Origin of the sequence: Acinetobacter sp. WC-323, from assembly GCF_000314615.1 — a bacterium.
Taxonomy (GTDB): Bacteria; Pseudomonadota; Gammaproteobacteria; order Pseudomonadales; family Moraxellaceae; genus Acinetobacter; species Acinetobacter courvalinii.
Window position 1 is genome coordinate 12,982 of sequence record NZ_AMZS01000002.1, and the last position, 26,683, is coordinate 39,664.

The following is a 26,683-nucleotide window of genomic DNA, read 5'->3' on the forward strand; positions in this document are numbered from 1 at the left end:
TTTAATGCATCAATTATTGCATCATTTGTTTGGCTTGTTCCTGACGGAAAGCGCGTAAAATCTGCTGCCCTGCACGTCCGGTCGGATTTAAGCCTAAACGGGTTTGCTCCTGGCGAATAGCCTGACGGCTTTTATCACCAATCAATCCATCCACAGTCCCAATATCATAACCGCGTTGTACTAGAAATTGTTGAATTTCACGACGTTCCGCACGTGAAGTACCTGGATCGTCGGTTGGCCATGAAGTTAAGAATGGTGTACCACCACGTAAACGATCCGATAAATGGGCAATGGCTAAACCATAGCTTTCAGCCGCGTTATAGCTATAAATCGCGTCAAAGTTCTTAAATACCAAGAACACGGGACCATTAGCACCGGCTGGAGAAATCAGCCCTGCCGGGGTGCTGCCAGATAAATTACCTTGAATCAATGCGGTACCGTCGGCCCGGGTCACACCTTGGGCTATCCAGCTATTTAACGGCTTTTTATTACGGCGGCTTTCACCAGAAATCGACATGCCTTGCGGGATTTTGACTTCAAAGCCCCATGGCATACCGGTTTGCCACCCTGCCCGTTTTAAGAAGTTTGCTGTTGAAGCCAGAGCATCTGTAGTACTAGAAACCAGATCACGACGGCCATCACCATCAAAATCAACCGCTAAACGTTCATAAGTCGATGGCATAAACTGGGTATGACCAAAAGCCCCAGCCCATGAACCGTACAGCTGATCCTGCGTTAAATCACCGCGCTGTAAAATACGCATGGTGGCAAAAAACTCGCCACGGAAATAACTTTGACGGCGACCTTCACAACTTAATGTTCCTAAAGCCTGTAATAAAGGATATTTACCGGAAATATCACCATAATTACTTTCCACTCCCCACACGGCCACAACCGTTTCCGCAGGGACACCATAGGCCTGCTCGACACGGTTCAATACTGCACGGTGTTGATTTAATTTTTGCTGCCCTGCCTGAACGCGCTCGTTATCCACAAGGCCAGACAAATAATCCCAGATCGGTGTCGAAAATTCAGGCTGATAATTTAATTTATCAATCACGGAATAATCTGGGGTTAAATTTTGGGTATAGCGATCATAGGTCGAACCAGAAACACCGGATGCGATGGCCTGCGAACGCAAATTGGCAATACAGCCCTGAAAATTAGAATTGGGTGTATAATTGCTGGCGACCGGTGCGGTCGTGGCTGGTGTAGAAACGGCTGCACCATTAATCACCAGCTCGGCATGCGCCTGATTGAAAAAAGTAAATAAGGCAGTGCCTAGAAAAAAAGAAAAATGACGTTTCATGACTGAACCAAAACTTTTGAATTTAAATTTCCTCTCCACCTTAACACGCTATATGAAGATGTATAGTTTGGAAACGTAACTTTGAATTCATTTCTCGGTTTTTAAATTTAAAATCCTGCTTTTAAATTCATAATTCAGGCTTTATTTTAAATTTAAAAGTTATCAACAAGTCCAATTTAAATTCAAAAATACCATACTGGATAACTTGAGCATTTAAATTTAAAAAACTTATCCACTTTTAAATTCATTTCTTCGATTTAAACAGTACATGATGCGAACAAAACATCTAGAAGACGCTAAGCTTATATTTTTCATCTTGTTATTCTAGAAGAAATAGATATCCACAGCCCATGATTTAAATTTAAAAACCACCATGGTCTTAACTTTTAAATTTAAAACAGGCGCTCTTTTTTGAATTTAAAATACAGAACAACTTATCCACTGCATATTTAAATTCAAATTACCCCCATAATTTTAAATTCAAAATACCTAAAATAAGTTATCCACAACGGCTCAACTTTATTATTTTAAATTTAAAAACAGCGCAGAATGAAAAAAGCGATCCGAAGATCGCTTTTTTTGAGCTATTGTGGATAAGTTTAGAGGATCATATCTGCTGTTAATGCCAATGGTACAGGTAAAATTTGTGCCAATTGGCGGCATAAAGCGGTTAAATCATCTGAATTATTCGGCATCAAGGTAATATGTCCCAGCTTACGACCTGTACGCTCAGACTTATTATAGAGATGTAAATGCGCACCGTTTAGCGCCAAAACATCTTCAGATTTTGGATGCTGACCAATAATATTGATCATCACCGTTGGACGAATCACTTCAGTTGAGCCCAAAGGTAAACCGGCAACCGCACGAATATGGTTCTCAAATTGCGAGCAAATCGCACCTTCAATCGACCAGTGACCTGAATTATGTACACGACATGCCATTTCATTGGCATAGAGACCTTGCTCGGTTACAAACAATTCAAGTGTAAGCACGCCGACATAATTCAAGTGGTTTAACAAACGGGTAATATAATCTTGTGCCACGGGCTGTAAATCAACGCTATTTGGCGCTGGTACAATCGAATGGGACAAGATGCCGTTATGATGATGGTTTTCTGCCAGCGCCCAGGTTTTCACATCGCCGTTTTGTCCACGCACCGCAATAATCGAGACTTCACGGCTGAATTTAACAAAGCTTTCAGCGATCAGGCTTTTTGCAGGGCCAAGTTCAGCCCAAGCCGTGTCGATCTGATCTTCAGTACGTAATACGAACTGGCCTTTACCATCATAGCCACCTGTCACGGTTTTTAAGACTATCGGTAAGCCAAGATCAGCAACCGCCTGTTTTAAGCTCTCTAAGCTATCCACAGCACGATACGGCGCAACAGGAATGTTGAGCTCATCAAACAAACTTTTCTCAGCCAAACGGTTTTGTGCAGTCGCTAACGCAAGGCGAGGCGGGTGCAGGGTTTTGCTTTGAGTTAAAACATCCACATCCGCTACAGGCGTATTTTCAAATTCAAGACTAAATACATCCGCACTGGCAATGAAATCTTGCAAGCCTTGCGGATTTTGGCTAGAAAATACCGGACCTAAAATTGCAGCAGGGCAATCCGTTTCTGTCTCAAAGAAGGTGCATTGAATATTCAGTGGCAATGCCGCTTGCGCCATCATACGTCCAAGCTGTCCGCCACCAAAAATACCGATGGTTTTATTCATATCTATAACTCTTTTGCTCGGGCAAAGCCTTAAAGCGATGCTTTAAGTTTGCTTATCCTCTTACTCGGACAAAGTCCTTGTCTTGCATTCGGGCAAAGCGTTGCTTTGCTTATCCTCACTCATGACCAGGAATGTTATTGCTCGATACTTTTTCTGTTTGTGCAGTACGGAAATCCGCTACATTTTTAGCGATGTCTGGACGGTTTAAGCCTAAAATCTGCGCTGCCATAATCGCTGCATTGGTTGCGCCAGCCTGACCAATCGCCAAAGTACCTACCGCAATACCTGCTGGCATTTGCACGATTGAAAGCAATGAATCGACACCATTTAAAATCGATGATTTAACCGGTACGCCCAGTACAGGTAAATCAGTTTTAGCCGCACACATCCCCGGTAAATGTGCCGCACCACCAGCGCCTGCAATAATCACCTGAATACCACGATCACGAGCTGTTTCAGCATATTCAAACAAACGATCCGGGGTACGGTGCGCAGAAACCACTTCAGCTTCAAAAGGAACACCCAACTGTTTGAGCATGTTAGCGGTATGTTCAAGTGTTGCCCAATCTGATTGAGAACCCATGATAATTCCGACTAAAGGTTGGCTATCTGTTGCGACCGCATTCATTGGCTTTTCCAAAACATGATAAAAATAGAGAAGTATCTCGACTTACGCCAAGCACGAAGGAATAAATTGGCAAATATTATAGCGGTTTTTTCAAGCATCCCCAACAAAAGAACGCGTGAACTGCTTCACGAAAATTAGCTCTGGTTTCGAAATACAAAATAGACACAACCCATTAAACACAGCATTGCCCAGATATAGTCCAGCTTAAACGGCTGTTTAAAGACAAAAATCATAAAGGGCACAAACACCATTAATGTCACCACTTCCTGGGTAATCTTCATTTCTCCCAGACTCCAGCCATGCTGGTTGAGCAATTTGGTGGCAGGAATCATAAAACTGTATTCCAGCAGGGCAATACACCAGCTAAACAGGATCGCTTGCCAGAGCGGCGCATCATGCAGGATTTTCAGATGTCCATACCATGCCAAGGTCATAAAACAGTTGGAAATAATCAACAAACATAACGCTAAAAGAGTAGGGCTCAACATAATGTGCTGGTATCCAGATCAAGGGTGAATCGCAGAGAAGATATGCTTGTAAAAACCCTGAAATTTTAGCATTCATCTGCAGAATTAGAACTAAACAACAACAACGAATTTTGACTATCTTTTCCATGCAAGCCTTGCTATCGTTGCGTTTGATTTTTATTGATAACGACAATCATACATACGATATCAGTGCTGTATGAAGAGCAGTGGAGAAGGCGCGTTATGCATCTGCATATTTTGGGTATTTGTGGCACATTTATGGGGTCTTTGGCTCTACTCGCACGAGATTTAGGACATAAAGTCACAGGTTCAGATGCCAATGTTTATCCACCTATGTCAACTCAACTCGAAAATGCGGGTATTGAACTGATGCAGGGCTATGACCGTAGCCATTTACAGCCGCATCCTGATCTTGTGATCGTCGGTAATGCCATGAAACGCGGCATTGATGCGATTGAATATATGCTGAATGAAGGCCTGCCTTATATTTCTGGCCCACAATTTCTGGCAGACCATGTGCTGCAAGGCAAACACGTACTCGGTGTCGCAGGTACACATGGTAAAACCACTACCACGACAATGCTGGCCTGGGTGCTGGATCAGGCGGGTTTAAATCCAGGTTTCTTGATCGGCGGCGTACCGCTTGGTTTTAGTGAAAGTGCACGTTTAGGTGGTGGTCAATATTTCTGTGTTGAAGCGGATGAATATGATTCTGCATTCTTCGACAAGCGTTCTAAGTTTGTTCACTATCATCCTAAAACCGCAATTTTAAACAACCTTGAATTTGACCACGCTGACATTTTCGATGATCTCGCTGCGATTCAAAAACAGTTCCATCATTTAGTCCGTACCATTCCAAGTGAAGGTCGTATTATTGCGCCCATTACTGAAACCAACATTGATGAAGTCTTGGAGCAGGGCTGCTGGACACCAGTGATTCGTACCAGTCTAGAGCCAAATGCACAAGCCGCGTTATCTGCTGAGTTGATCAGTGCGGATGGTAGCCACTTTAAAGTGCTTGAACAGGGCAAGGTCGTGGGTGAGGTGAAATGGAACATGACTGGGCAACATAGCGTTGCCAATGCCTTAGCGACCATTGCTGCTGCGCAACACGTGGGGGTTCGCCTTGAACAGGCCTGTGAAGCCTTATCCAACTTCGGTGGGGTAAAACGCCGTATGGAGCTGTTAGGGACAGTGCGTGGCATCGAAGTCTATGATGACTTTGCCCATCACCCAACTGCCATTGAAACCACACTGGACGGCGCGCGTAAACGTCTAGGTGAACGTAAGCTATGGGCGATCATTGAACCACGTTCAAATACCATGCGTATGGGCAGCCATAAAGATGGTTTGGCACATTCAGCGCGTTTAGCGGATGAAGTGATCTGGTATCAACCTGAAGGTCTGGATTGGGATTTGCAACCTGTGATTGCGGCATCAGCAAACAAGGCAGAAGTCAGCCGTTCATTGGATGAGATCATTACCCGTGTGGTGAATGAAGCAGGTGAGGGGGATGCTGTGGTGATCATGTCCAATGGCGGTTTTGGTGGTTTACACCAAAAGTTGATTACAGCTTTGTCATAATCAAAGTCAGCACTTTCTGAAAAACTATTGTCTTAACGGAGTCTTGCAGGTTCTTATCTAATTTCTGGATCAGCCTGCGGCTCGCTCTACTTTTCTTTCGGGAAAAGTAGGCAAAACCTGAGGGACGAATAGCAAAGATTAATAATCTTTGCCGTACCGTAAGGTGAAAGCTATGCTTGAGCAACAAACTACGTACTTTGTTTGTCTTGCACTAACTCAAAGCTTTAAACGCTTTAGTTAGCTCAGGTTGTGGATGACGTTTACGCGTATCATCTTTCTTGTCGAACTCAGATTAAATTAATTTCTTGCTGATATTTACTATCGTGACAGGCGGCATGGATGCCGCCAGTTGAGCAGGGGTAACATGGATGTACCCTCTGCTCAACAAAGGATTTTTGTTACTTTTCATCCCTGAAAAGTAAGGAAACGCCTATCCCCAAACAACTCGACTATTCAGCCTATATGAGGCTGTGAAAATATTGCCAAATAAACATATGTACACATGCATTTTAAATTGCCATCAACTCAGTTTATTCACCAATTTTAACGGCAAAATCTTCATTGCTATGCCCATTGGCAACCATGGCCACTGTGGCACATACGCCTTCACTGGTTCCTTCTCAATGGCTTTCACCAAAGCCTTGCTTCCTGTCTTCTCATCCACTTCAAACGGCAGTTTCTTGGCGCCTTCATTCAATTCAGTACGAATATAACCAGGGAAAATCGTTGATACTTTAATAGGTGTACCCAGCAATTCCGCACGGATACCCTCAGCCAAATGCGCCACCGCTGCTTTACTGGCCGCATAGGTCGATAAATGCTTCGGTAAACCACGCATGGCACTCATCGAAGAAATCACCACCAAATGACCTTTATTTTGCGCTCTAAAGATTTCAACTGCCGCTTCGCATTGCGCCAGAGCAGAAATAAAATTGGTCTCCGCCGTCGCACGATTCACCTCAAAATGCCCTTTACCAATACGGCGGCCATCACCCACACCTGCATTGACAATAATGCGGTCAATACTGCCAAATTCTTGCTGAAAGGCTTTAAACACCGTAAACACATCATCGTAATGAGTCACATCCAGGGTCTTGATCTTGACCTGAACGGAAAACTGGCTTTGCAACTCCTGTTGTAACGTTTCCAGACGCTCTAAACGTCGTGCGCAAAGTGCCAGATTGTAGCCTTTGGCAGCAAATTCACGCGCCATACCTGCGCCTAAACCCGAACTTGCACCTGTAATTAAAATTGTCTTTGCCATTTCCGTCACCTATTCTTGTTTAAATCCATGTAAGAAGTTCTGCATCATGTGTTTTTAAATAATGATGTTCATTAAAACTCAGTAATTGCAAGCGACCATCCACCCAACGCAGCGTCGTAATACTGGCATTGGCAATCGACCAGTTCAGCGCAAAGATCTGTTTCGCATCCAAGCCCAGCACCTGACCCACCGCCACTGAAATGACACCACCAGAGCTGAACACCACCGCCTGACGCTGCTGTGTGGCATCAAGCTGCTGACACAGGCCATGCAATGCACTTTCTACACGGCTTTGGAAACCTAACCAGGTCTCATGATATTCATAGTCATATTGCTCTCCAATCCAGCGTTCAATCGCCCCATCAAAGATTTTCGCCAGATAGGCACGTGGGTTCGCAACTTGCGCGACATCCTGTTTGAGTAATTCAGGCTGATTAAAGCGGGATTCGTATTGTGCAAATACATGCTGATGATCAAACTCATTCCAGCTGGATTGAGTGTGAATCGGTACCTTTGCAAAACCTTGCGCTAAAGCGAGTTGCGCGGTTTGTTGATGGCGTTGCATTGAACCGGCCACCACCAAAGGAGAGGATTTTAAAGTCTTGCTGAGAAACTCACCCGCTGCCTGTGCCTGTTGTTCACCTTTGGCAGAGAGCAGGTCATAACTGGCCGCCCCAAAGGAGGCCTGCCCATGTCGTACCAGATATATGGTGCTCATGCTGTTAAAATTTCCTTCAGTTTTGCGCCATATTCAGGAATTAATTGCTGGGCTTGTGTATTGTCTTGTGCAATCAATTTTAGGGCACGAATATGCAGGGCATGAATCAGGACCCAGAAGTCTTTAAAGGCTGGATTATCGGTTTGCTGATGGTAATAACGGTAATAAATCTGCTGCGCGATCACGGCTAGGCGGAACAGACCAAATACTTCATAAAATGCCCAGTTGTCAGGCTTCAACCCTGTTTTTTCCAGATAGTAATCGACCACTTGCTGACGCGTCAGCATCCCTTTCAGATTGGTCGGCTGACGACGGCTGGATTTCATCAAGGCATCGTCATCGTCCTGAATCCAGTAGGCGAGGGCACTGCCCAAATCCATCAATGGATCACCCAAGGTCGCCATTTCCCAGTCCAGTACCCCAATCACCTGAGTCGGTTGCTGTGGATCTAAAATGACATTATCAAACCGCCAGTCATTATGAATTACACAGGTTTTGGAATCGGCCGGAATATGTTGTTGCAACCATTCCCGCACGAAAGCGAAATCAGGTACATTCGGTGTCAGGGCCTTGCTATAGCGCGCGTCCCAACCTTCGACCTGACGGCGGCAATAGCCTTCACCTTTGCCCAGTTTTTCCAGCGCTGTACCTTGATAAGGCACTTGATGCAGTTCAATCAATTTATCCAGCACATTCAGGCACAGTTGCTGGACTTGCGGTTCATCCAGCTGTAATTCTTTGGGTAAATTGGCACGTGGAATAATGCCTTCAATCCGCTTCATCACATAGAAATCACAACCGATCACGCTCTCATCCTGACACAGCGCGATCATTTCAGGCAGCACAGGGTAGAAGGGTGCCAGATACTGCTGCACATTGTATTCACGTGCCATATCATGCGCTGATTTGGCCTTGGTGCCTTTCGGTGGACGGCGTAGGATCAGATCAGCATTGTCATACGCTAAACGGTAGGTCCAGTTAGATGCACCACCTGAATATTGGGTGACTTTTGCCTGTCCTTGCAGACTCACTCCCTGATTTTTTAACCATGTTTCAACCGCTGCAATATCCAGTTCCTCACCATGACGAACCTGACCGCCCATATCAATTACTGTCATTTGCTTTTATCCTTATTTACGACCATAGCCACGTTTTTTGAGTTCTAATTTGGCAATCATGCCTTTATGGACTTCGTCAGGTCCATCGGCCAAACGTAAACTTCGCGCCTGAGTAAAGAAAGCCGTTAACGGTGTATCACGGGAAACACCTTCACCACCGTGGATCTGAATCGCCATATCCACCACATTTTGCAAGACCGTTGGCGCGACCACTTTAATGGCCGAAATTTCAGTTAATGCCGCCATATTGCCTTGCGTATCCATCTTATAGGCAGCGTATAAGGTCAATAAACGCGCCTGATCGATTTGCACACGTGCATCTGCAACACGTTCCAGATTGCCACCCAGCTTGAGCAGTTGTTTGCCAAAAGCCTTGCGCGACATGCCACGGTCAATCATCAGCTCCAGTGCTTTCTCTGCCGCGCCAACACAGCGCATACAATGATGAATACGCCCAGGCCCCAAACGGCCTTGCGCAATTTCAAAGCCTTGTCCTGCACCACCAATGAAGTTGCTAACAGGCACACGCACATTGTCGAAGCTGACCTGTCCATGCCCATGGGGTGCATCGTAATCACCAAACACAGGCAGCATACGTTCAATGGTCACGCCGGCGGTATTGACCGGTACCAGTACCATAGAATGCTGGTGATGACGATCTTTGCCTGGGTCAGGCGTATAGGCCATAAAAATAATGATTTTGGCATTGGGATCACCTAAACCGGATGACCACCATTTGCGTCCATTCAAGACGATTTCATCACCCTCAACCACCGCAGTGGCCTGCATATTGGTCGCATCACTGGATGCCACCGCAGGCTCGGTCATACAGAACACGGAACGAATTTCACCGTTGAGTAGGGGTTGTAGCCATTGCTGTTTTTGCGCATCACTACCATAGCGCCACAACACTTCCATATTGCCGCTATCGGGTGCATTACAGTTAAATACCGTCGGCGCGAGCAGGCTACGTCCCGTCAGTTCGGCAATATGTGCATATTCCTGAACCGATAAGCCTGCACCAAGCTCGGCATCAGGTAAGAACATGTTCCATAAGCCTGCTGCTTTGGCTTTGTCTTTCAATTGTTGTAATTGTTCAGGCCATTGCCATTGGGTCCAGTCACCATCGACATTGAGGCGATGTACCTCATCCCAGAATGCTTTTTCAACGGGTTCAATTTCCTGCTGGATAAACGCTTGCGTTCGTGCAATAAAATCCTGCGCACGCGCTGATAATGCAAACATCCTGTTCTCCCTCAATCTAAAATTTGGCGAAAGCTGATTCGCTGCTTTACATCACCATAAGCGAAAATTTATTATGAATGAAATGATTTTATTTTATTCAAAACTATGAATCAGATTCATAATGGTAATCTACTGGAAGTCGGGCACTTTCATCGTATTGATATTAATTTATATCCGCTTTTTATTGCGATTTTTGAACAGAAGAGCATTTCTAAAGCGGCACAATTGCTGTGTATCAGCCAGTCTGCGGTGAGTCATGCCTTGCAACGCTTGCGTAGCCAGCTTGGCGATGAGTTATTCGTGCGCAGCGGTCAAAAAATGCTGCCTACTCCGTATGCCGAGCAAATTTACCAGCCCATTCAAACCGCGTTATTGACGATTCAGAGTATTGCCGTACCGCAACAGGACTTTGTGCCTGATATGTTGCACAGCTTGAAAATCGCCATTCATGACGAAATTGAGCCGATTATTTTTCCGCAGCTGGTACATCATTTTGCGCAACTGAATCTGGACATCCAGTTCCTGAGCTCCAAACTGGATCGTAAAAACATGCTGGCGGATCTTTCTGCCCAACAGATTGATTTTGTCATTGATCTGGTGCAACCATATCAAGCCAGTTTACAGTTTGAAAATCTGATTGAAGACCATTTTGTGGTGTGTACTCAGCAGGCCAATATGAATTTATCGCTGTATTTGTCTTCACCTCATATTGGTGTGTCTTCACGGCGTACCGGGATTCTGCTCGAGGATATTTATCTCAATCGGCAGCAATTATCCCGCCAGATTTTCCTGCGTTGCCAGCATTATGCAACGGCATTACAGATACTGAACCATTATCCCGATGCCATTCTGACCATTCCGCAAAGCATCCTCAAGCATTTGCATTATTCCAAAGCCTTACATATCCATCCCTTGCCAATCGAGCTGCCTCAAATCAATATGGGCATGTATTGGCATGAAAACGTGAAACATCATCCACGCCATCAATTTTTACGCACGGAAATCCTGAAAATTTTTTAGTTCAACCTTGCTGATGAATATTTGCACATTGTCTAAAAATATGTAATTCTATACGCATATTTGGATATCAATATCCATACAGAATAAGTTGACAAGGGGAGTAGCCTCCTCCAGACCTAAGCGCTGAATGCCTTAGGTGTCAGAGCTTCGTCATTACACTTTGCAAAAAGTCGGACTCTGAGCATCACAATCCATCGTGGTGTAGGCAAGACCTTGATCATGTTGAAACAGATGTATTAATTCATCTGGCAACTGGTCGAGGTTTTTTTATGTCCATTTGCCAGATAGGGAGTTGTGATGGAAACTATCGGTAATTTATGGCTCTATGTCGCATTCTTCGGTCTCGTTACCGTGATGCTACTGGTCGACTTTTTAGGCTTTAAGCAAAAACAAAACCAGGACGTGCCGATCAGACAGGCAGCCTACTGGAGTATTGCCTGGGTCAGTGTTGCAGTGATTTTTGGTGGCGGATTATGGTTTTATCTACAGCAAACCGTAGGTGCGACCATTGCCAACCAGAAAACCATGGAATACTTCGCAGGTTATCTACTGGAAAAATCGCTGGCAATTGATAACGTCTTTGTCTGGTTAATGATTTTCGCAGCTTTTGCGATCCCGCCTGCATATCAACGTAAAATCCTGCTTTACGGCGTACTTGGTGCAATCATTCTGCGAACCATTTTTATCTTTATTGGTGCGTGGTTTGTGCAAGAGTTCTCTTGGGTGTTATATATCTTCGGTGCCTTCCTGGTCTACACCGGCTTTAAATTCCTGAAAGGTCAGGATGAAGAAGATACCAATATTGAAGATATCAAGTTACTGAAATGGCTACGCAAACACATGCGTATCACACCACAGCTTGAAGGCAACAATTTCTTCGTTCGCCAGAATGGTGTGTTATGGGCAACCCCTTTATTTTTAGTTTTGATTTTGGTTGAAGCCTCTGACGTGATCTTCGCGGTAGATTCCATTCCTGCAATTTTCGCCGTGACCAGTGACCCGTTCATTGTTTTAACCGCAAACTTAATGGCGATTCTGGGTTTACGTGCGATGTTTTTCTTATTGGCAGGTGCGGCGTCGAAAATGCATTACTTACCGTATGGTTTGGGCATCATCTTACTGTTCATTGGTGCAAAAATGTTATTGCTCGACGTATTCCACATGCCAATCTGGATTTCGTTAGGCTTTATTGTTCTGGTATTAAGCATCACTGCTTATCTGTCGTTACGTCACAATAAGCGTCAAGCGCAATAAACCATCGGATATAGAAAGGGCCTGCATTGCAGGCCTTTTTTATCATGACCTACTTTTTAAAAGCAGTCTTTAATAAAAGAGGGATGTGAACCCAGCTTGATAGGAATCATATTCATATCATCAAAGGTTGAGTTGAAAATTTCATTTCGAGCTTTATTCACCTTAATCCGCCCAGCTGATCGGGTGGCATTTGGCTGTTTTTCAGCGATATTCATTTGGATAATTTCTTCATTGTTATCTGTCGCTTGAAAATCAAAGCTCAAACGCTCCTTTGCAATATCATCCAGCTTAAAATTGCCTTTGCTAATGTCTATTAACTGAGCTTGGCATTCAGGAGTATGCTTAAACGTGCTTTGATAGGTTTCGTTGTGTGAACTGCATGCCGAAATTGTGCATGCCAATAACATAAATGACGCTGTTTTTTTCATAAATTTTCTCTTGATTTCTAAACTCTAAATGACAGCAAAGTGAGTGTTTACTTGATTATAGCTTTCATAAGCACTGCCGGGCGAATGAAATAATATGATTCAGAACACATCCGGGTCTTCAAATATTCATCTACTGTTCTCAAACGCACTTCTTTTTATTGAAAATATAGATACAGCGTCGCTGAAGACACAATCAAATGACTCACAGTACTGCTCACATTTATATACCTTTTAAGCGCATTAATTAGCCGAATAATCCAGTAAATTTGGCAAAATCAGGTACAATCAACCGAAAAAAGTAAAATTGTAGGTTGTTATGACTTTGGCTACCCCAACCACGGTAATTCGTGGTCGCTTCTTAGATATTCAAAAGACCGTTTCTCAAGCCACTGAAATTGCCGATCAAGTCCGTTATATTGAAGACGGCGTAATGATCACTGAACAAGGTAAAATTCGCTGGTTTGGCCCGTGGAACGACGCTCAAGCCCATCTTCCTGCAAACGTTGAAATCCAGCATTATCCAGAACAATTGATCATCCCGGGCATGATCGACACGCATATCCATTTCCCACAAACGGAAATGGTCGGTGCTTACGGTGAACAATTATTAAGCTGGCTCAACACCTATACCTTCCCGACTGAAATTCAGTTTAAAGACAAAGCTTATGCCCAAGAGATAGCCCAGTTTTTTGTCAATGAATTGCTTAAAAACGGGACCACTACCGCGTTGGTGTTCTGTACGGTACATCCTGAATCTGTGGATGCTTTATTTGAAGCCGCAGCACAGCACCAGATGCGTTTAATTGCCGGGAAGGTGATGATGGATCGTCATGCACCAGAAGCGTTGTGTGATACCGCACAGAGCGCCTATGATGATTCTAAGGCCCTGATTGAGAAGTGGCATGGACAGGGCCGTGCTTTATACGCGATTACACCACGTTTTGCGCCAACGTCTACACCGGAACAACTGGAACAAGCAGGACAGCTCAAAGCACAATTCCCTGATGTTTATGTACATACCCATTTAAGTGAAAACAAAGATGAAATCGCATGGGTAAAAGAGCTGTTCCCTGAGCAGGACGGCTATCTGGATGTCTATCATCATTATGGCTTAACCGGCCAACGTTCTATATTTGCGCATTGCGTCCATCTGGAAGATGCAGAATGGAAATGCATGCATGAAACCGACTCTGCGATTGCCTTCTGTCCAACTTCAAACCTGTTCTTGGGCAGTGGTTTGTTCCCGTTACAAAAGACCTGGGAACAGCAAGTAAAAGTCGGTTTAGGCACTGACGTTGGGGCAGGGACTTCATTTAGTCTGTTGCAGACCGTGAATGAAGCGTACAAAGTTCAACAGTTACAAGGCGATAAACTCTCGGCTTTTGAATCGCTGTATCACGCTACACTGGGTGGGGCGAAAGCGCTGGATCTGGATGAAAAACTGGGTAACTTTAATATCGGTAAAGAAGCTGATTTCGTGGTCTTGAATACCCAGCCAACCGCATTACAACAACTGCGTCAGTCACGTTCCAAATCGGTTGAAGATAGCTTATTTGCTTTATTCACCATGGGCGATGACCGAAATATTGAGGCAACCTATATCTATGGACAAAAAGCCTATAGCCAAAACTAAATTTTTAAATAAACAGAGACTTGGCTTACTCTGTATTGCGATTGGATGTGCAGTTCTGCTGAAACGGGACAGCGCATCTGCTCAAAATGAAACACATTCTTCGTCATCAAAAGGTGCATGAAAAGTGATTTTGTTTTAAAATTGCCAGATTAGCTCAAGATTTCGAGGTGTTGCAGGTCAACACCTTTTTTATTTTCCCGTTTTTAAGTTTTAGGAATCTACCGATGACCATTGCAATGCGCATTATGATTTCAAGTGAAGAGATTCAAGCCAAAGTGAAAGAACTGGGCGACAAGATCAATGCACACTATGCTCAAAGTGATAAAGAACTGGTACTGATCGGCTTATTACGTGGTTCAGTCATTTTTATGGCAGATTTATGCCGTGCCATCGACAAACCACATGAACTCGATTTTATGACCGTGTCTAGTTATGGTGGTGGAACCGTTTCCTCTCGTGATGTCAAAATTTTAAAAGATCTTGATGGCGAAATTCACGGTAAAGATGTGCTTGTGGTCGAAGATATTATCGACTCAGGTAATACCCTCAGCAAAGTGGTTGAAATGCTGAAAACCCGTAATCCAAACTCAATTGAGTTATGTACTTTAGTCAGCAAGCCCTCACGCCGTGAAATTCCTTTAGACGTGAAATTCCTGGGCTTTGAAGTCGAAGACCGCTTTATTGTCGGCTATGGCCTCGACTTTGATCAAAAATATCGTCACTTGCCATTTATTGGTGAAATTGGGATTTAATCCAATCCTGCGGTTAATAATCTCGTTCCTACCTTGTCTTGTGCTCAGATCAACTGTCGAATGCTTTGGTCTGAGTGATGCGTCTAAAGCTGCTTTTTGAGCCGTGCTTTAATCAAAACCCGCTAAATCCAGCACAAAAATACGACATAACTCAGTAATCCACTACAGACAAAGTTTGACCGTATAAAGCAGGATAGTAATAAATATCACTGTTAAAACAAGGAGAAAGACAATGTGGTCTCTAATTGTGGCAATCGTCGTTGGTTTTTTTGCTGGTTTAATTGCACGTGCTTTACATCCGGGTGAAGATAAAGCAGGCTTTATTGTAACCACCTTACTGGGTATCGCAGGTTCACTCTTGGCAACCTATGGTGGTCGCTTGCTCGGCTTATATGGTGAAAATTCGGCAGCTGGTTTCATTGCCTCTGTGATTGGCGCGATCATTATTTTGTTTATCTACAATCTGGTCACCAAAAAAAGCTAGAACGATCTAGATTAATACGCCCAATTCATTCATGTAATGGATTGGGCGTTTTTATTTATAGGCCGAGTTCTTTCCAGATCGTCTGAATATCTGCAGCACTTCGTGCACCGACCATTTTAAATCCATTGCTAAAAATCAGGGTCGGGGTGCCATCTACAGCTAATTTTCGACCGAGCTGCAAATTACGCTCTAACGGATTCGCACAGGTTTTTTGTTGCGGCTGTACATTCTTCTGCAGCAGGTTTTTCCATGCATAGGCCGGGTTAGCATTACACCAGACTGATTGAGACACAGCAACCGATTGTGCTTTTAAGGGATAGATAAAGGTATAGATGGTCACATCATTCAGCCTGTCCAGCTCGGCTTCCAGTTTCTTGCAATATGGACAGTTCGGATCGGAGAAAACCGCCAACTCACGCTTACCATTGCCTTTGACGGTTTTAATCGCATCTTTGAACGGAAGCTGTTTCCAATCAACCGTGTTTTGCTGGATCACCAGATCCTTAGTCAAATTTTTCTGGTCTTTTAAACGCACCATTGACCCGATAAACATATGTTGAGCACTTTCATCCAGATAGATAATCTGGTTGTCCAGACTGGCACTGTATAAACCGTTCATTGCAGTCGGTTGAATGTTGGTCACCTGAATATTGGGATATTGTTTACTCAAATTACTTTTTAAGGTCTCGACATTGGCAAAGCCCAGCGCAGAAACACAACTTAATAATGAGAAAATCCCAATTTTTTTTAACATGAGTGACACTCTATACAAAAATCAGCCGCTATTGTAATGATTATCGGACGGCCAAACAGCTCAGCTTACGCAGTAACAACCAAAATTCAACCGACGACTGTGATGTTTCACGTGGAACATCTGCTTCAATCCAAGTCTGGTTTTAGATTGCTTTTCATAAGCTATTTTTAGTTAGAAAATGACAATTATTTTCACATCACATTGAAATATCCACGTTAAATTGAAAATCACTAGATCAATCGGGCCATGTTTGAAATAATTCCTCAGGAAACGATGAGCTGTGGAAATGATTCAGCAAATATTTGGGGTATTTTTGAGGCTGGATAGTTTTAACTCATATTTAAAAACCATATAGATCATTCTTTTCATTGCAATTTTTAAATCGAATGGCAACAAACCATCTTATTATTCAGATCCAGGTAGATTGATGTATAGCGCAGAATTACTCGAAGAAGCCAAAACATTTATGTTTCATATGCTGACCAAAGTAGTGGAATATGGTGGTTCAGATTTATTTATTACTGCAGATTTTCCGCCCAGCATTAAATTACAGGGACTGATGCGTCCACTCGGGCAACAGGAACTGACGGCCGATAAAACCAAACTGTTTGCCTATAGCTTAATGAATGAAAAGCAACGTCAAGAGTTTGAAAAAGAATGGGAATGTAATTTTGCCATCAATGTTCCCCATGTTTCACGTTTTCGTGTCAATGTGTTTAAACAGCAGCTACAGATCGGCATGGTAATTCGAACCATTACCTCGGAAATTCCAACCTTTCAGAAGCTGAAGCTGCCTGAATCGCTTAAACAGGTGATTATGGAAAAACGTGGTTTGGTCTTGGTGGTAGGCGGTACCGGCTCAGGCAAATCAACCTCTTTGGCCGCCATGATTGATCACCGCAATGAAAACTCAGCGGGACATATCATTACCGTTGAAGATCCGGTTGAGTACGTACATAAACACAAAAAATCCATGATTACCCATCGTGAAGTCGGTGTTGATTGTCATTCATGGCAGCATGCCCTGAAAAATACCTTACGTCAGGCACCCGATGTGATCCTGATTGGGGAGATCCGTGATACGGAAACCATGGAACATGCGATTGCCTTTGCCGAAACAGGGCATCTTTGCCTAGGGACTTTACACGCCAACAATGCCAATCAGGCATTAGACCGGATTATTAACTTCTTTCCGGAAGAACGTCGTAACCAGTTACTGATGGATCTTTCATCCAATATGAAAGGTATCATTTCTCAACGATTGGTGCGCACGCAGGATGGCAAAGGGCGTCGCGCAGCGATTGAAATCCTGCTGAATACACCGTTGATTGCAGATAATATTTTAAAAGGCCAGTTCCACGCACTGAAAGAGATTATGAGTAAATCACGTGAGCTGGGGATGCAAACCTTCGATCAGGCTTTATTCGATCTGTATAACGAAGGCGCGATTAGCTATGATGAGGCCTTGCGTAATGCCGATTCAGTCAATGAATTGCGTTTGCAGATCAAACTCAAAGCCACACGTCAGGACGGCGCACCGGTTGCCATGATGACGGCATTAAATGTGGTACCAGAACAAAAAGCAGAGCAAGAACAGACCGCTGAAGAGAAGGAATAAAAAATGGCTTGGATTGCAACACAATTCAAGCCATGAGTTTTTTGATTTAATTGATTATTTACCAATACAAAACGAACCAAAAATCTTTCCTAGAAGATCATCGGCACTAAAGTCACCAGTGATTTCACCCAATGCATTTTGTGCCAGACGTAATGATTCAGCGACCAGTTCACCTGCATTAAACACAACAAGTTGCTCACGTGCCTCGGCAAGATAGCGCTGAGTGCGCTTCATTGCGTCTAAATGACGTGTTCGGGCAATAAAGGTGTCTTCCTCAGGCTGGAAGCCTGCATGCGCTGTAATCGCTTCTATGAGCGCCTGAACACCCATATCCTGTTTGGCAGACACACTGATATGACGGAAGCCTTGATAATCACTTAAAGTCGCCTCCTGACCGGTTAAATCACATTTATTACCGATCAACAGTAAACGTTTCGGTTCAAGATGATCGGCAAAATATTCGCGCGCCAGCTGCAACGGTTCATCGCCTTGGTTTAAATCGTAGACCAGCAGTAATAAATCGGCCTGTTCAATTTCTTTAATCGCACGACGAATCCCTTCCTGCTCGACGATATCACCTGTTTCACGTAAACCGGCAGTATCGGTTAAGGTAATTGGCAAACCGTTCAGACTGATCTTTTCATGCAATACATCGCGGGTGGTTCCGGCAATATCGGTCACAATGGCCCGTTCGTGGCCCGCCAGCGCGTTTAACAGGCTGGATTTGCCCGCATTCGGCTTACCGGCGATCACCACCTGCAAACCTTCACGTAACAGCTGTCCTTGGCGTGCAGATTGCTGTACGGCCTTGACCGAATCCTGTACCTCATCCAGCAAAGCTAAAATCTTGCCATCGGCAAGGAAATCAATTTCTTCTTCTGGAAAATCAATGGCAGCTTCCACATGCAAACGCAAGTGAATCAGCTTTTCTAAAACGGTATTAATTTTGGTTGAAAAGGCGCCCTGTAAGGAACGAACCGCTGAACGTGCCGCGGCCTGTGAGGTTGCATCAATCAAATCGGCGATCGCTTCGGCTTGCACCAGATCCATCTTGCCATTTTCAAAGGCACGCATGGAAAACTCACCCGCCTTGGCAGCCGTCGCACCCAGATCCAGTAAACGCGCTAATAATGCATTCTGAATAACTGGTCCCCCATGTCCCTGTAATTCCACTACATCCTCACCGGTAAACGAATGCGGGTTTGGAAAACACAGTACAATGCCTTCATCCATCACTGAACCATCCGCATCACAGAACTGACGGAAGCCTGCCATGCGGGCAGCAGGAAGAGTTTTCTGGGTCAACTGTTCAGCAATGGCATAAGCTTTAGGGCCAGAGAGTCGAATCACGCCCACACCACCACGACCTAATGGGGTAGCAATCGCAGCAATTGTGGTTTGATGTTGCATGTTAAATTCACCTAAAAAACACGAGGGTTATGAAACAGGAACCCTAAATACAGACAAAGAAAAATCCGCTTAAGATTACCATCTTAAGCGGATTTATTCAGTAAAAGTTCGAACTTAAGAACTCGATTCAACCTTGTTGAGACGGTCTTTTTCGACACCTTTGTTAATAAACCATTGTTGCAAAATGGTAATACTGTTGTTGACGATCCAGTAAAGCACCAAACCGGCAGGGAAGAACAACATGAATACCGTAAACATGATTGGCATGATACGGAACACTTTTGCCTGCATAGGATCAGTCGGTTGTGGATTCAACATTTGCTGTACGAACATGGTCACACCCATGATCAACGGCAAGATAAACCATGGATCCATTGCTGATAAGTCTTGAATCCAGCCTAACCATGGTGCATGACGAAGTTCAACCGATTCCATCAATACCCAGTACAAGGCCAAGAAAATCGGCATTTGTAACAATAACGGCAAACAACCAGACAATGGATTAACTTGTTCACGCTTGTATAACGCCATCATTTCTTGAGAGAAACGCATACGGTCTTCACCAAATTCTTCTTTCATGCGTTGCATTTCTGGTGCAATCACACGCATTTTCGCCATTGAGCGATAACTTTTTGAAGAAAGTGGCCATAAAATCAATTTCACCAAGATCGTCAATAAGATAATTGACCAACCCCAGTTACCAATGATGTTATGGAAAAACTGTAAGCCCAGGAACAAGAGTTTGGCAATCGGCCATAACCAGCCGTAATCTACAGTCTGGTTTAAACCAGCAGCTAAGTCTTTGAGTTCAGACTGAATTTTTGGACCAGAATAAAGTTGCGCATCCACTTCCATTGAGGTACCGGCCGGTACATTGATCACTGGAGAAGTGAAGCCCATGATATTCATGTGATCAGCAGACTGGCGCGATTCAAGCTTAGCCACATAAGGCTGGCCATCCGCTTGGGTCAGTTTCAGATTACCCGGAATCCAGGCACTGACGAAATAATGCTGAACCATGGCAACCCAGCCGCCCTTGGCTTCAACACTCAATTTTTCATCATTAAAATTGCTGAATTTTAACTTGTTATAATGCGCGTCTGGTGTACCCCATGCGCCACCCAGATAAGTTCCAAGGGTAAAGATACCTTGAGAAGATTTACCCGGATCATCAGAATTGTCACGCTTTAGCTGACCAAACATCTGGCCTTGCCAGTTTTGCTGACTACGGTTAACAACCTGATGTTTCACTGTAATTGGATAATCACCTTGGGTGAAGGTGAACGACTTGATCACTTCCACACCTTCAGGTGTTTTAAATACCAATGGCACAGTCAACACTTGATGTGTCTTACCATCTTTTGAGGCAACGCTCTTCGCATCGGCCAAGGTATATGCTGTTTTTTCAACATCATACATTGGACGTCCGCCACGGCTGCTATCTGGTCCATTCAAACCGATCAAACCAGATTGAGCGACGTAAGTACGTTTCGCATCACTTTCCAGCATGACAAACGGTTTATCGCTGTCTTTGCTTTCATCATGGCTTAACAATTCAATACGAACGATATCACCACCTTTAGGATTGATCCAAAGATGATACAGATCCGTTTGTACTGAAATCAGTTGCTGACTCACAGATGGTGTTTCTGTGGTTTGTGATGCAGTCACATTTGCTTGTGGCAAGTCTGAAGCCGCTGTTGCATTTTGAGCATTTGGCAAATCTGCAGATACATCATGTGCAGTGACAGCCGCCGCTTGTTGTTGCGGTGCTGGTGCAGCATGACCATAGTCTTTTTGCCAAGCCAAAATAAGCAAATATGCGGTAACAAACATGGCTCCAAGAATTGCAAATCTGGCCCATTGTTGCATATCTATTATCCCAAATGATTAGAGAGATTTTGCTTGAATAAACGATCACGAAAGGGTACAGCAACGTGATGCATTTGAGAATCTATTTGATGAAACGAAATAAAACGAAGTGCTTTGCGGGGTACCGGATCATAGCCTGAACCACCCCAAGGATGACAACGGCAAATTCGCTGAGTCGATAGCCATACACCTTTGAGCGCACCATGCGTTTGTAAAGCTTCAATTGCATATTGCGAGCACGTGGGAATATAGCGACAACGAGGACCCAATAATGGACTAATTGCAATCTGGTAACATCTTATCAACCAATGAAGTAAACGTACCATTGGAGATCTCTAATTCTGGAGGGATGTCACAACGACTTTGGAATGCTTCTTTGCTAAGCGTTGTAATTTTTGCCAAGCAAAATCTAATTGTTGATGTAATTCTTCATTTGAAATTGCTTCTATACCTACTTTAGGCATCACCACAATATCGATATCAGCATTAAATTGTGCTTGATGGATACGAAAGCTCTCCCGAGCAAGACGTTTTATTCGATTTCGTTCATGAGCACGACGTACCTTTTTTTTAGCAACGACAATACCCAAACGGCTGTTAGGCTGTTCGGTTAATTTTGCTAAAAAAAGGAAATGGGGCTGATGCACTTTAAAAAGCGCACCATCAAATACACTTTTATAATCAGCAGCACAACGAATACGAGATTCAGTACTGAAACTGTAAAGTGTCATCACCCAAGTCTGGTCAGCTTAACAGTATTAAACAGTTAAGCTATGACGACCTTTTGCACGACGACGAGCTAACACTTGACGACCTGCTTTAGTAGCCATACGAGCGCGGAAACCATGAACGCGTTTACGCTTTAATTCAGATGGTTGGAAAGTACGTTTCATTTCGAAACTCCAAAATGATCTTTCTATAAAGGTCCGCGATTTTATTGTGCAATGTTTACGCTGTCAATGAAAAATCAAAAACTTTACATTTTCTTTGTTCTGTTTTGAAGCAAAAGCGCTACGCGTAAAGAAGTGCTTTTATTGAAAACAAAAAATATACACAAGCTATCTCTTTATATTATATCAACATTCAGCTATATTCACAGCTTAATAGCACAGTTATCAACAATTCAATTTCTGATTTAAATTTAATTCTTGGATTTTGAATTTAAATTTCGATATGCTCGGTTATCCACAATTCGGTTAAACCCCTATAAGTAAATTCAAATTTTAAAATTTAAATTTATTCTTATTAGGGTGGATTTTTTCTGTGGAAAGTGACGTTTTTATATAAATAAACAAATAGTTACTTTGTGGATAACCATGTTTTTATTAATTTTATAGATTGTGGATAACTTGAGGGTTAAAATTATCCACAGCTTGTGCAAAAAGTTATACACAAGTGGTTTTGAATTTAAATTTATAAACGACTGCTTTCTTTTTCAGCAAAAGTCCCATAAATTGGCCTGACAGATGTGGATAACTTGGTTAGAATGGCGACCCCTTCGAAAGATGGGGTTGGTGATTTTTATTTTTTGAATTTAAAAATGGATATATAGGGGATGCACATGCTCTGGACAGACTGCTTAACTCGCTTGCGACAAGAGCTCTCTGATAACGTCTTTGCGATGTGGATTCGTCCTTTAGTTGCCGAAGAGGTTGATGGTGTGATGCGTTTATACGCACCGAACCCTTATTGGACCCGTTATATTCAAGATAACCATTTAGAATTGATTTCAATTCTTGCTGAACAACTGTCTGAAGGTCGCGTACGTCAGGTTGAGATTTTGGTCGACTCTCGCCCAGGGACAATTTTGTCTTCGAATGAACAACCAGCCACGACCACTGCTGCTTTAAGTAGTGCGCCAACCGCCACTGCCGTACCAGTTAAAGCCAAAAAAGAATCTGATCTGATCCAACCCGGCCAAAATGTCACGAAAATACCGAAGAAAAGACAACTTAATCCGTTATTTACATTTTCTTTATTTGTTGAAGGCCGTTCTAACCAGATGGCTGCTGAGACTTGCCGTAAGGTATTAACCCAATTAGGTGCATCTCAGCACAATCCTTTATTTTTGTATGGCCCAACAGGTTTGGGTAAAACCCACTTGATGCAAGCGGTCGGTAATGCGCTGTTACAAGCCAAACCCAATGCACGGGTGATGTACATGACTTCAGAAAGTTTTGTACAAGACTTTGTCAGTTCATTACAGAAAGGCAAGGTTGAAGAATTTAAGAAAAATTGTCGTTCCTTAGATTTACTCTTGGTCGATGATATTCATTTGCTTGCCGGTAAAGAAGCCAGCCTCGTTGAATTCTTTTATACATTCAATGCTTTACTGGATGAATCCAAGCAAATTATTCTCACTTCAGACCGTTATCCAAAAGAACTTACCGAACTAGATCCACGTCTGGTTTCTCGATTCTCTTGGGGATTGTCGGTGGGGGTAGAACCACCGGATATTGAAACCCGTATCGAAATCTTGCTGAAAAAAGCTGAAAATAGTGGCGTCGATTTACCGCGCAACTGTGCTTTGTTTATTGCGCAACAAGTGGTCGCAAACGTGCGTGAACTTGAAGGTGCATTGAACAAAGTTGTGGCAATTTCACGATTTAAAGGGACCGCCATCGATCTGGATGTGGTGAGAGAATCCTTAAAAGACGTGCTGGCAATCCGTGCCCGGACCATTAGTGTAGAAAACATCCAGCGTGTGGTCAGTGAATACTTCCGCATTCCGCTAAAAGAACTGATTGGGCCAAAACGTACCCGTATTTATGCCCGACCTCGTCAATTGGCGATGGGATTGGCGCGTGAATTAACCGGAGACAGTTTTCCGGAAATCGGTATGGCCTTCGGTGGGCGAGATCACAGTACCGTGATGCACGCCTGCGAAAAAGTGGTCAGCTTGCGTGAAGAAGATCCAATTTTTAATGAAGATTATAAAAACTTACTTCGTTTATTACAAAGTTAGGCCTGAGCATAATCTCGGCTGACTCAATTTTCATGGTTGCAAACTGCTTTTAAGTGCAGCATAGTACACTGCTAACATTCATATCGGCTTCTGTTGTAAGAGGAATAAAATCGTGCGTTTGAAAATCGCTAAAGAAAGTTTACTCAATGTGTTATCCCATGTGGTCGGGGCTGTAGAGCGTCGTCATACCTTGAATATTCTTTCAAATGTCAAAATTCAAACCACGCAACAGGCCTTAACCATTACCGGTTCTGATTTAGAAGTTGAACTGGTGGCAAGCACAACGTTAGCTGAAGGTGCTTGTCTGGAAGCAGGGGAGACCACCGTTCCTGCACGTAAACTGGTCGAAATTTGTAAATCTCTTCCGACAGCAGCCTTGATTGACTTACAAATTACAGAAGATCAGCGTTGTATTTTAAAATCGGGTAACAGCCGCTTTGTGTTGGGTACACTTCCAGCGGATGATTATCCTTTACTCACCACTGAAAATAGCCAGGGCACACAAGTTCAGGTGACTCAGCGTGAATTAAAACGTTTATTTGAAAAAACTGCCTTTGCAATGGCGGTACAGGATGTACGTTTCTATCTGACTGGTACTTTGCTGGAAATTGATCAAAATCAATTACGGACCGTAACCACAGACGGTCACCGTTTGGCATTGTGCGAAGTATTGGCATCCTCAACTGCTGCTGCACCGATTCAGGCCATTGTACCGCGTAAAGCCGTGGGTGAATTGCAGCGTTTGTTGAGTATTGAAGATGAGAAACTTACCTTGCTCATTGGTCGTGAATTGTTGAATGTTACGATTAATACGCCAAGCCGTGATAAAGAGCAGGGGGATATTACCGTTCGTTTCACCACCAAATTGATTGATGGTAAATTCCCTGATTATCGCCGTGTTATTCCGAAAGGTGGTGATAAGCATGTGTTTATTGCGCATGATGTATTTAAACAGTCTTTACAACGTGTCGCGATTTTAAGTAATGAAAAATTACGTGGCGTGTTTCTGAATTTTAATCAGGATTCGTTGCAACTCCGTGCTAATAACCCAGAGCAAGATGAAGCGGTTGAAGATATTGCAATTCAATATCAGGATGCACCACTGGAAATGTCATTCAATGCGCAATATATCCTGGATGTATTGAGTGTGCTGGATGGTGATGATGTGAGAATGAGCATGACTGAAGCAAACCAGTCGGTACTTGTTCAAGATCCAGCGCATCCAGACCAGACTTATGTTGTTATGCCGATGCGTGTGTAATTGGCATTGATGATTTGAGTTTTTAAGCATGCAAATCACGCGTTTAAATATCGAACGTGTACGTAATTTAAAGGCGGTTGCACTCAATGAGTTGCAACCGTTTAATATTTTTTACGGGTCGAATGGTTCTGGAAAGACCTCAATTCTGGAATCCATTCATTTATTGGCCACAGGTCGCTCATTTCGCACCCATATTCCCAAGCACTACATCCAGTACGAGGCTGATGATGCGATTGTCTTCGCACAGTCGGCCAGTGAACGGATTGGAATGCAAAAACTGGCTTCGGGTGAGCAACTGATCAAGGTCAATGGCGATACCATTGCCACTCAAGGGCAACTGGCAAAACTTTTGCCCTTACAACATATTGATCCGCAAAGTACCGATATTATTGATCATGGCGCCAAACCCAGACGGCAATTGCTGGACTGGTTGATGTTCCACGTGGAACCTGAGTTCTATTTTGCCTGGCAGTACTATTCTCGTGCCTTAAAACAGCGTAATAGCTTGTTAAAGACACGGCGCAATCTCAGTCTGGCCGATTTAGAGCCGTGGAACAAAATGCTGAGTGATTATGGCGAAATTTTGCACTCGCAACGGGTCGGTATCGTAGAGCAATGGAACCAGTTCTTTCAGGAAGATTTGCAGCAACTATTGCCAAATCTTGAAATTGAGCTGGAATATCATGCCGGTTTTCATACGGAACAGGGGCTGTTGCAGGACCTGATTCAACAGCACCAAAGGGACCAGGAACGGCGTTATACCGAGTATGGTCCTCATCGTGCAGATTTGCGTCTGAAAACCCCGTATGGCAATGCCGATGACGTGTTATCACGTGGGCAAAAAAAGTTGTTAATCATGGCATTAAAACTGTCACAAATTGCAATGCTGCATGCGAGTAACAAGGAAACTGTGGTATTATTAGATGATCTGACAGCAGAGTTAGATTTAGCTGCACAACAACGTTTAATTGAGCGATTGAGTCAGTTAGGAAGTCAGGTTTTTATGACGACCTTAGACCATACGTCGGTATTAAAACACTTACATGATTTGTCGATTTCCTTTCAATTGTTTCACGTTGTCCAAGGCCAAGTCAGTCTTGCTGCGCCATAATTTTATTTCCTCATCTTTGGATAGATTAGATATTTACTAGGGAGTA

At 43.5% G+C, this 26,683-nt stretch carries 25 protein-coding genes; 10 read left to right on the plus strand and 15 right to left on the minus strand.

Annotated elements, in window-relative coordinates:
• Positions 1-13: 13 nt before the first annotated feature.
• The 4 genes from ACINWC323_RS18265 to ACINWC323_RS18250 all read right to left on the minus strand — a co-directional run bounded on the left by ACINWC323_RS18265 (position 14) and on the right by ACINWC323_RS18250 (position 4,146).
• A complete protein-coding gene (locus ACINWC323_RS18265; protein WP_009506267.1) occupies positions 14-1,309 on the minus strand; it encodes a lytic murein transglycosylase in 1,296 nt (431 codons plus the stop codon).
• Positions 1,310-1,908: 599 nt separating this feature from the next.
• The gene (locus tag ACINWC323_RS18260; RefSeq protein WP_283201997.1) at positions 1,909-3,036 is read right to left on the minus strand and encodes a 5-(carboxyamino)imidazole ribonucleotide synthase; all 1,128 of its coding nucleotides are present in this window, start codon (positions 3,034-3,036) and stop codon (positions 1,909-1,911) included.
• 109 nt (positions 3,037-3,145) lie between these two features.
• Positions 3,146-3,658: a 5-(carboxyamino)imidazole ribonucleotide mutase gene (gene purE / locus ACINWC323_RS18255; RefSeq protein ID WP_009506226.1), complete on the minus strand. Its 513-nt coding sequence runs from the start codon at positions 3,656-3,658 to the stop codon at positions 3,146-3,148.
• Positions 3,659-3,792: 134 nt separating this feature from the next.
• Positions 3,793-4,146 carry a DMT family protein gene (locus ACINWC323_RS18250; RefSeq protein WP_009506249.1) on the minus strand — a complete coding sequence of 118 codons (354 nt, stop codon included), beginning with the start codon at positions 4,144-4,146 and terminating at the stop codon, positions 3,793-3,795.
• Positions 4,147-4,368: 222 nt separating this feature from the next.
• On the opposite strand from ACINWC323_RS18250, the gene mpl reads away from it, so the two are divergent.
• Complete coding sequence (mpl, locus tag ACINWC323_RS18245) at positions 4,369-5,730, plus strand: UDP-N-acetylmuramate:L-alanyl-gamma-D-glutamyl-meso-diaminopimelate ligase (protein ID WP_009506255.1); 1,362 nt, start codon at positions 4,369-4,371, stop codon at positions 5,728-5,730.
• A 520-nt stretch (positions 5,731-6,250) separates the two neighbouring features.
• Here mpl and ACINWC323_RS18240 read toward each other — a convergent pair.
• Genes ACINWC323_RS18240 through ACINWC323_RS18225 form a run of 4 tightly spaced genes read right to left on the minus strand, consistent with a single transcriptional unit; the run spans position 6,251 to position 10,075 of the window.
• Positions 6,251-6,994, minus strand: a complete 744-nt coding sequence (locus ACINWC323_RS18240) for an SDR family oxidoreductase (protein ID WP_009506263.1) — start codon at positions 6,992-6,994, stop codon at positions 6,251-6,253.
• Positions 6,995-7,013: 19 nt separating this feature from the next.
• On the minus strand, positions 7,014-7,712 hold the full coding sequence (locus ACINWC323_RS18235) for a histidine phosphatase family protein (RefSeq protein ID WP_009506216.1): 699 nt from the start codon (positions 7,710-7,712) through the stop codon (positions 7,014-7,016).
• A complete protein-coding gene (locus ACINWC323_RS18230) occupies positions 7,709-8,830 on the minus strand; it encodes a phosphotransferase family protein (protein ID WP_009506230.1) in 1,122 nt (373 codons plus the stop codon). Before ACINWC323_RS18230 ends, ACINWC323_RS18235 begins: the two co-directional genes overlap by 4 nt.
• A 12-nt stretch (positions 8,831-8,842) precedes the next feature.
• Positions 8,843-10,075 carry an acyl-CoA dehydrogenase family protein gene (locus ACINWC323_RS18225; RefSeq protein ID WP_009506209.1) on the minus strand — a complete coding sequence of 411 codons (1,233 nt, stop codon included), beginning with the start codon at positions 10,073-10,075 and terminating at the stop codon, positions 8,843-8,845.
• Between the two features lie 105 nt (positions 10,076-10,180).
• On the opposite strand from ACINWC323_RS18225, the gene ACINWC323_RS18220 reads away from it, so the two are divergent.
• The gene (locus tag ACINWC323_RS18220) at positions 10,181-11,095 is read left to right on the plus strand and encodes a LysR family transcriptional regulator (protein ID WP_009506261.1); all 915 of its coding nucleotides are present in this window, start codon (positions 10,181-10,183) and stop codon (positions 11,093-11,095) included.
• A 297-nt stretch (positions 11,096-11,392) separates the two neighbouring features.
• Entirely contained in the window at positions 11,393-12,349 is a 957-nt protein-coding gene (locus ACINWC323_RS18215) for a TerC family protein (RefSeq protein ID WP_009506253.1), read from the plus strand.
• A gap of 56 nt (positions 12,350-12,405) precedes the next feature.
• On the opposite strand, the gene ACINWC323_RS18210 is transcribed toward ACINWC323_RS18215, so the two are convergent.
• Complete coding sequence (locus ACINWC323_RS18210; protein WP_009506240.1) at positions 12,406-12,777, minus strand: hypothetical protein; 372 nt, start codon at positions 12,775-12,777, stop codon at positions 12,406-12,408.
• 316 nt (positions 12,778-13,093) lie between these two features.
• Between ACINWC323_RS18210 and guaD the strand changes: the two genes are divergently transcribed.
• The 3 genes from guaD (at position 13,094) to ACINWC323_RS18195 (ending at position 15,646) form a co-directional block, all read left to right on the plus strand.
• A complete protein-coding gene (guaD, locus tag ACINWC323_RS18205) occupies positions 13,094-14,410 on the plus strand; it encodes a guanine deaminase (protein ID WP_009506219.1) in 1,317 nt (438 codons plus the stop codon).
• A gap of 224 nt (positions 14,411-14,634) precedes the next feature.
• Positions 14,635-15,162, plus strand: coding sequence for a hypoxanthine phosphoribosyltransferase (gene hpt, locus ACINWC323_RS18200; RefSeq protein ID WP_004776485.1), 528 nt, complete (start codon positions 14,635-14,637; stop codon positions 15,160-15,162).
• A 232-nt stretch (positions 15,163-15,394) separates the two neighbouring features.
• Complete coding sequence (locus ACINWC323_RS18195; protein ID WP_004660536.1) at positions 15,395-15,646, plus strand: GlsB/YeaQ/YmgE family stress response membrane protein; 252 nt, start codon at positions 15,395-15,397, stop codon at positions 15,644-15,646.
• 55 nt (positions 15,647-15,701) lie between these two features.
• Here ACINWC323_RS18195 and ACINWC323_RS18190 read toward each other — a convergent pair whose 3' ends face one another.
• A complete protein-coding gene (locus ACINWC323_RS18190; protein ID WP_009506222.1) occupies positions 15,702-16,400 on the minus strand; it encodes a DsbC family protein in 699 nt (232 codons plus the stop codon).
• A 427-nt stretch (positions 16,401-16,827) separates the two neighbouring features.
• On the opposite strand from ACINWC323_RS18190, the gene ACINWC323_RS18185 reads away from it, so the two are divergent.
• Positions 16,828-18,018, plus strand: a complete 1,191-nt coding sequence (locus ACINWC323_RS18185) for a PilT/PilU family type 4a pilus ATPase (RefSeq protein ID WP_009506238.1) — start codon at positions 16,828-16,830, stop codon at positions 18,016-18,018.
• Between the two features lie 54 nt (positions 18,019-18,072).
• Here the strand turns inward: ACINWC323_RS18185 and mnmE are convergent, their stop codons facing one another.
• The 5 genes from mnmE to rpmH all read right to left on the minus strand — a co-directional run bounded on the left by mnmE (position 18,073) and on the right by rpmH (position 22,193).
• Positions 18,073-19,428, minus strand: a complete 1,356-nt coding sequence (gene mnmE, locus ACINWC323_RS18180; RefSeq protein WP_009506234.1) for a tRNA uridine-5-carboxymethylaminomethyl(34) synthesis GTPase MnmE — start codon at positions 19,426-19,428, stop codon at positions 18,073-18,075.
• 114 nt (positions 19,429-19,542) lie between these two features.
• On the minus strand, positions 19,543-21,300 hold the full coding sequence (gene yidC, locus ACINWC323_RS18175; RefSeq protein ID WP_005228173.1) for a membrane protein insertase YidC: 1,758 nt from the start codon (positions 21,298-21,300) through the stop codon (positions 19,543-19,545).
• Positions 21,301-21,305: 5 nt separating this feature from the next.
• Positions 21,306-21,626, minus strand: coding sequence for a membrane protein insertion efficiency factor YidD (yidD, locus tag ACINWC323_RS19530; protein ID WP_005228171.1), 321 nt, complete (start codon positions 21,624-21,626; stop codon positions 21,306-21,308).
• A gap of 9 nt (positions 21,627-21,635) precedes the next feature.
• The gene (rnpA, locus tag ACINWC323_RS18170; RefSeq protein WP_005228170.1) at positions 21,636-22,031 is read right to left on the minus strand and encodes a ribonuclease P protein component; all 396 of its coding nucleotides are present in this window, start codon (positions 22,029-22,031) and stop codon (positions 21,636-21,638) included.
• Between the two features lie 27 nt (positions 22,032-22,058).
• Positions 22,059-22,193: a 50S ribosomal protein L34 gene (gene rpmH, locus ACINWC323_RS18165; RefSeq protein WP_000831329.1), complete on the minus strand. Its 135-nt coding sequence runs from the start codon at positions 22,191-22,193 to the stop codon at positions 22,059-22,061.
• A 668-nt stretch (positions 22,194-22,861) separates the two neighbouring features.
• Here rpmH and dnaA point away from each other — a divergent pair.
• From dnaA to recF, 3 genes are all read left to right on the plus strand, one after another.
• Entirely contained in the window at positions 22,862-24,265 is a 1,404-nt protein-coding gene (dnaA, locus tag ACINWC323_RS18160) for a chromosomal replication initiator protein DnaA (protein WP_005281583.1), read from the plus strand.
• A gap of 112 nt (positions 24,266-24,377) precedes the next feature.
• The gene (dnaN, locus tag ACINWC323_RS18155) at positions 24,378-25,526 is read left to right on the plus strand and encodes a DNA polymerase III subunit beta (protein WP_009506224.1); all 1,149 of its coding nucleotides are present in this window, start codon (positions 24,378-24,380) and stop codon (positions 25,524-25,526) included.
• A 28-nt stretch (positions 25,527-25,554) separates the two neighbouring features.
• Positions 25,555-26,637, plus strand: a complete 1,083-nt coding sequence (gene recF / locus ACINWC323_RS18150; protein WP_005260342.1) for a DNA replication/repair protein RecF — start codon at positions 25,555-25,557, stop codon at positions 26,635-26,637.
• Positions 26,638-26,683: the final 46 nt, after the last annotated feature.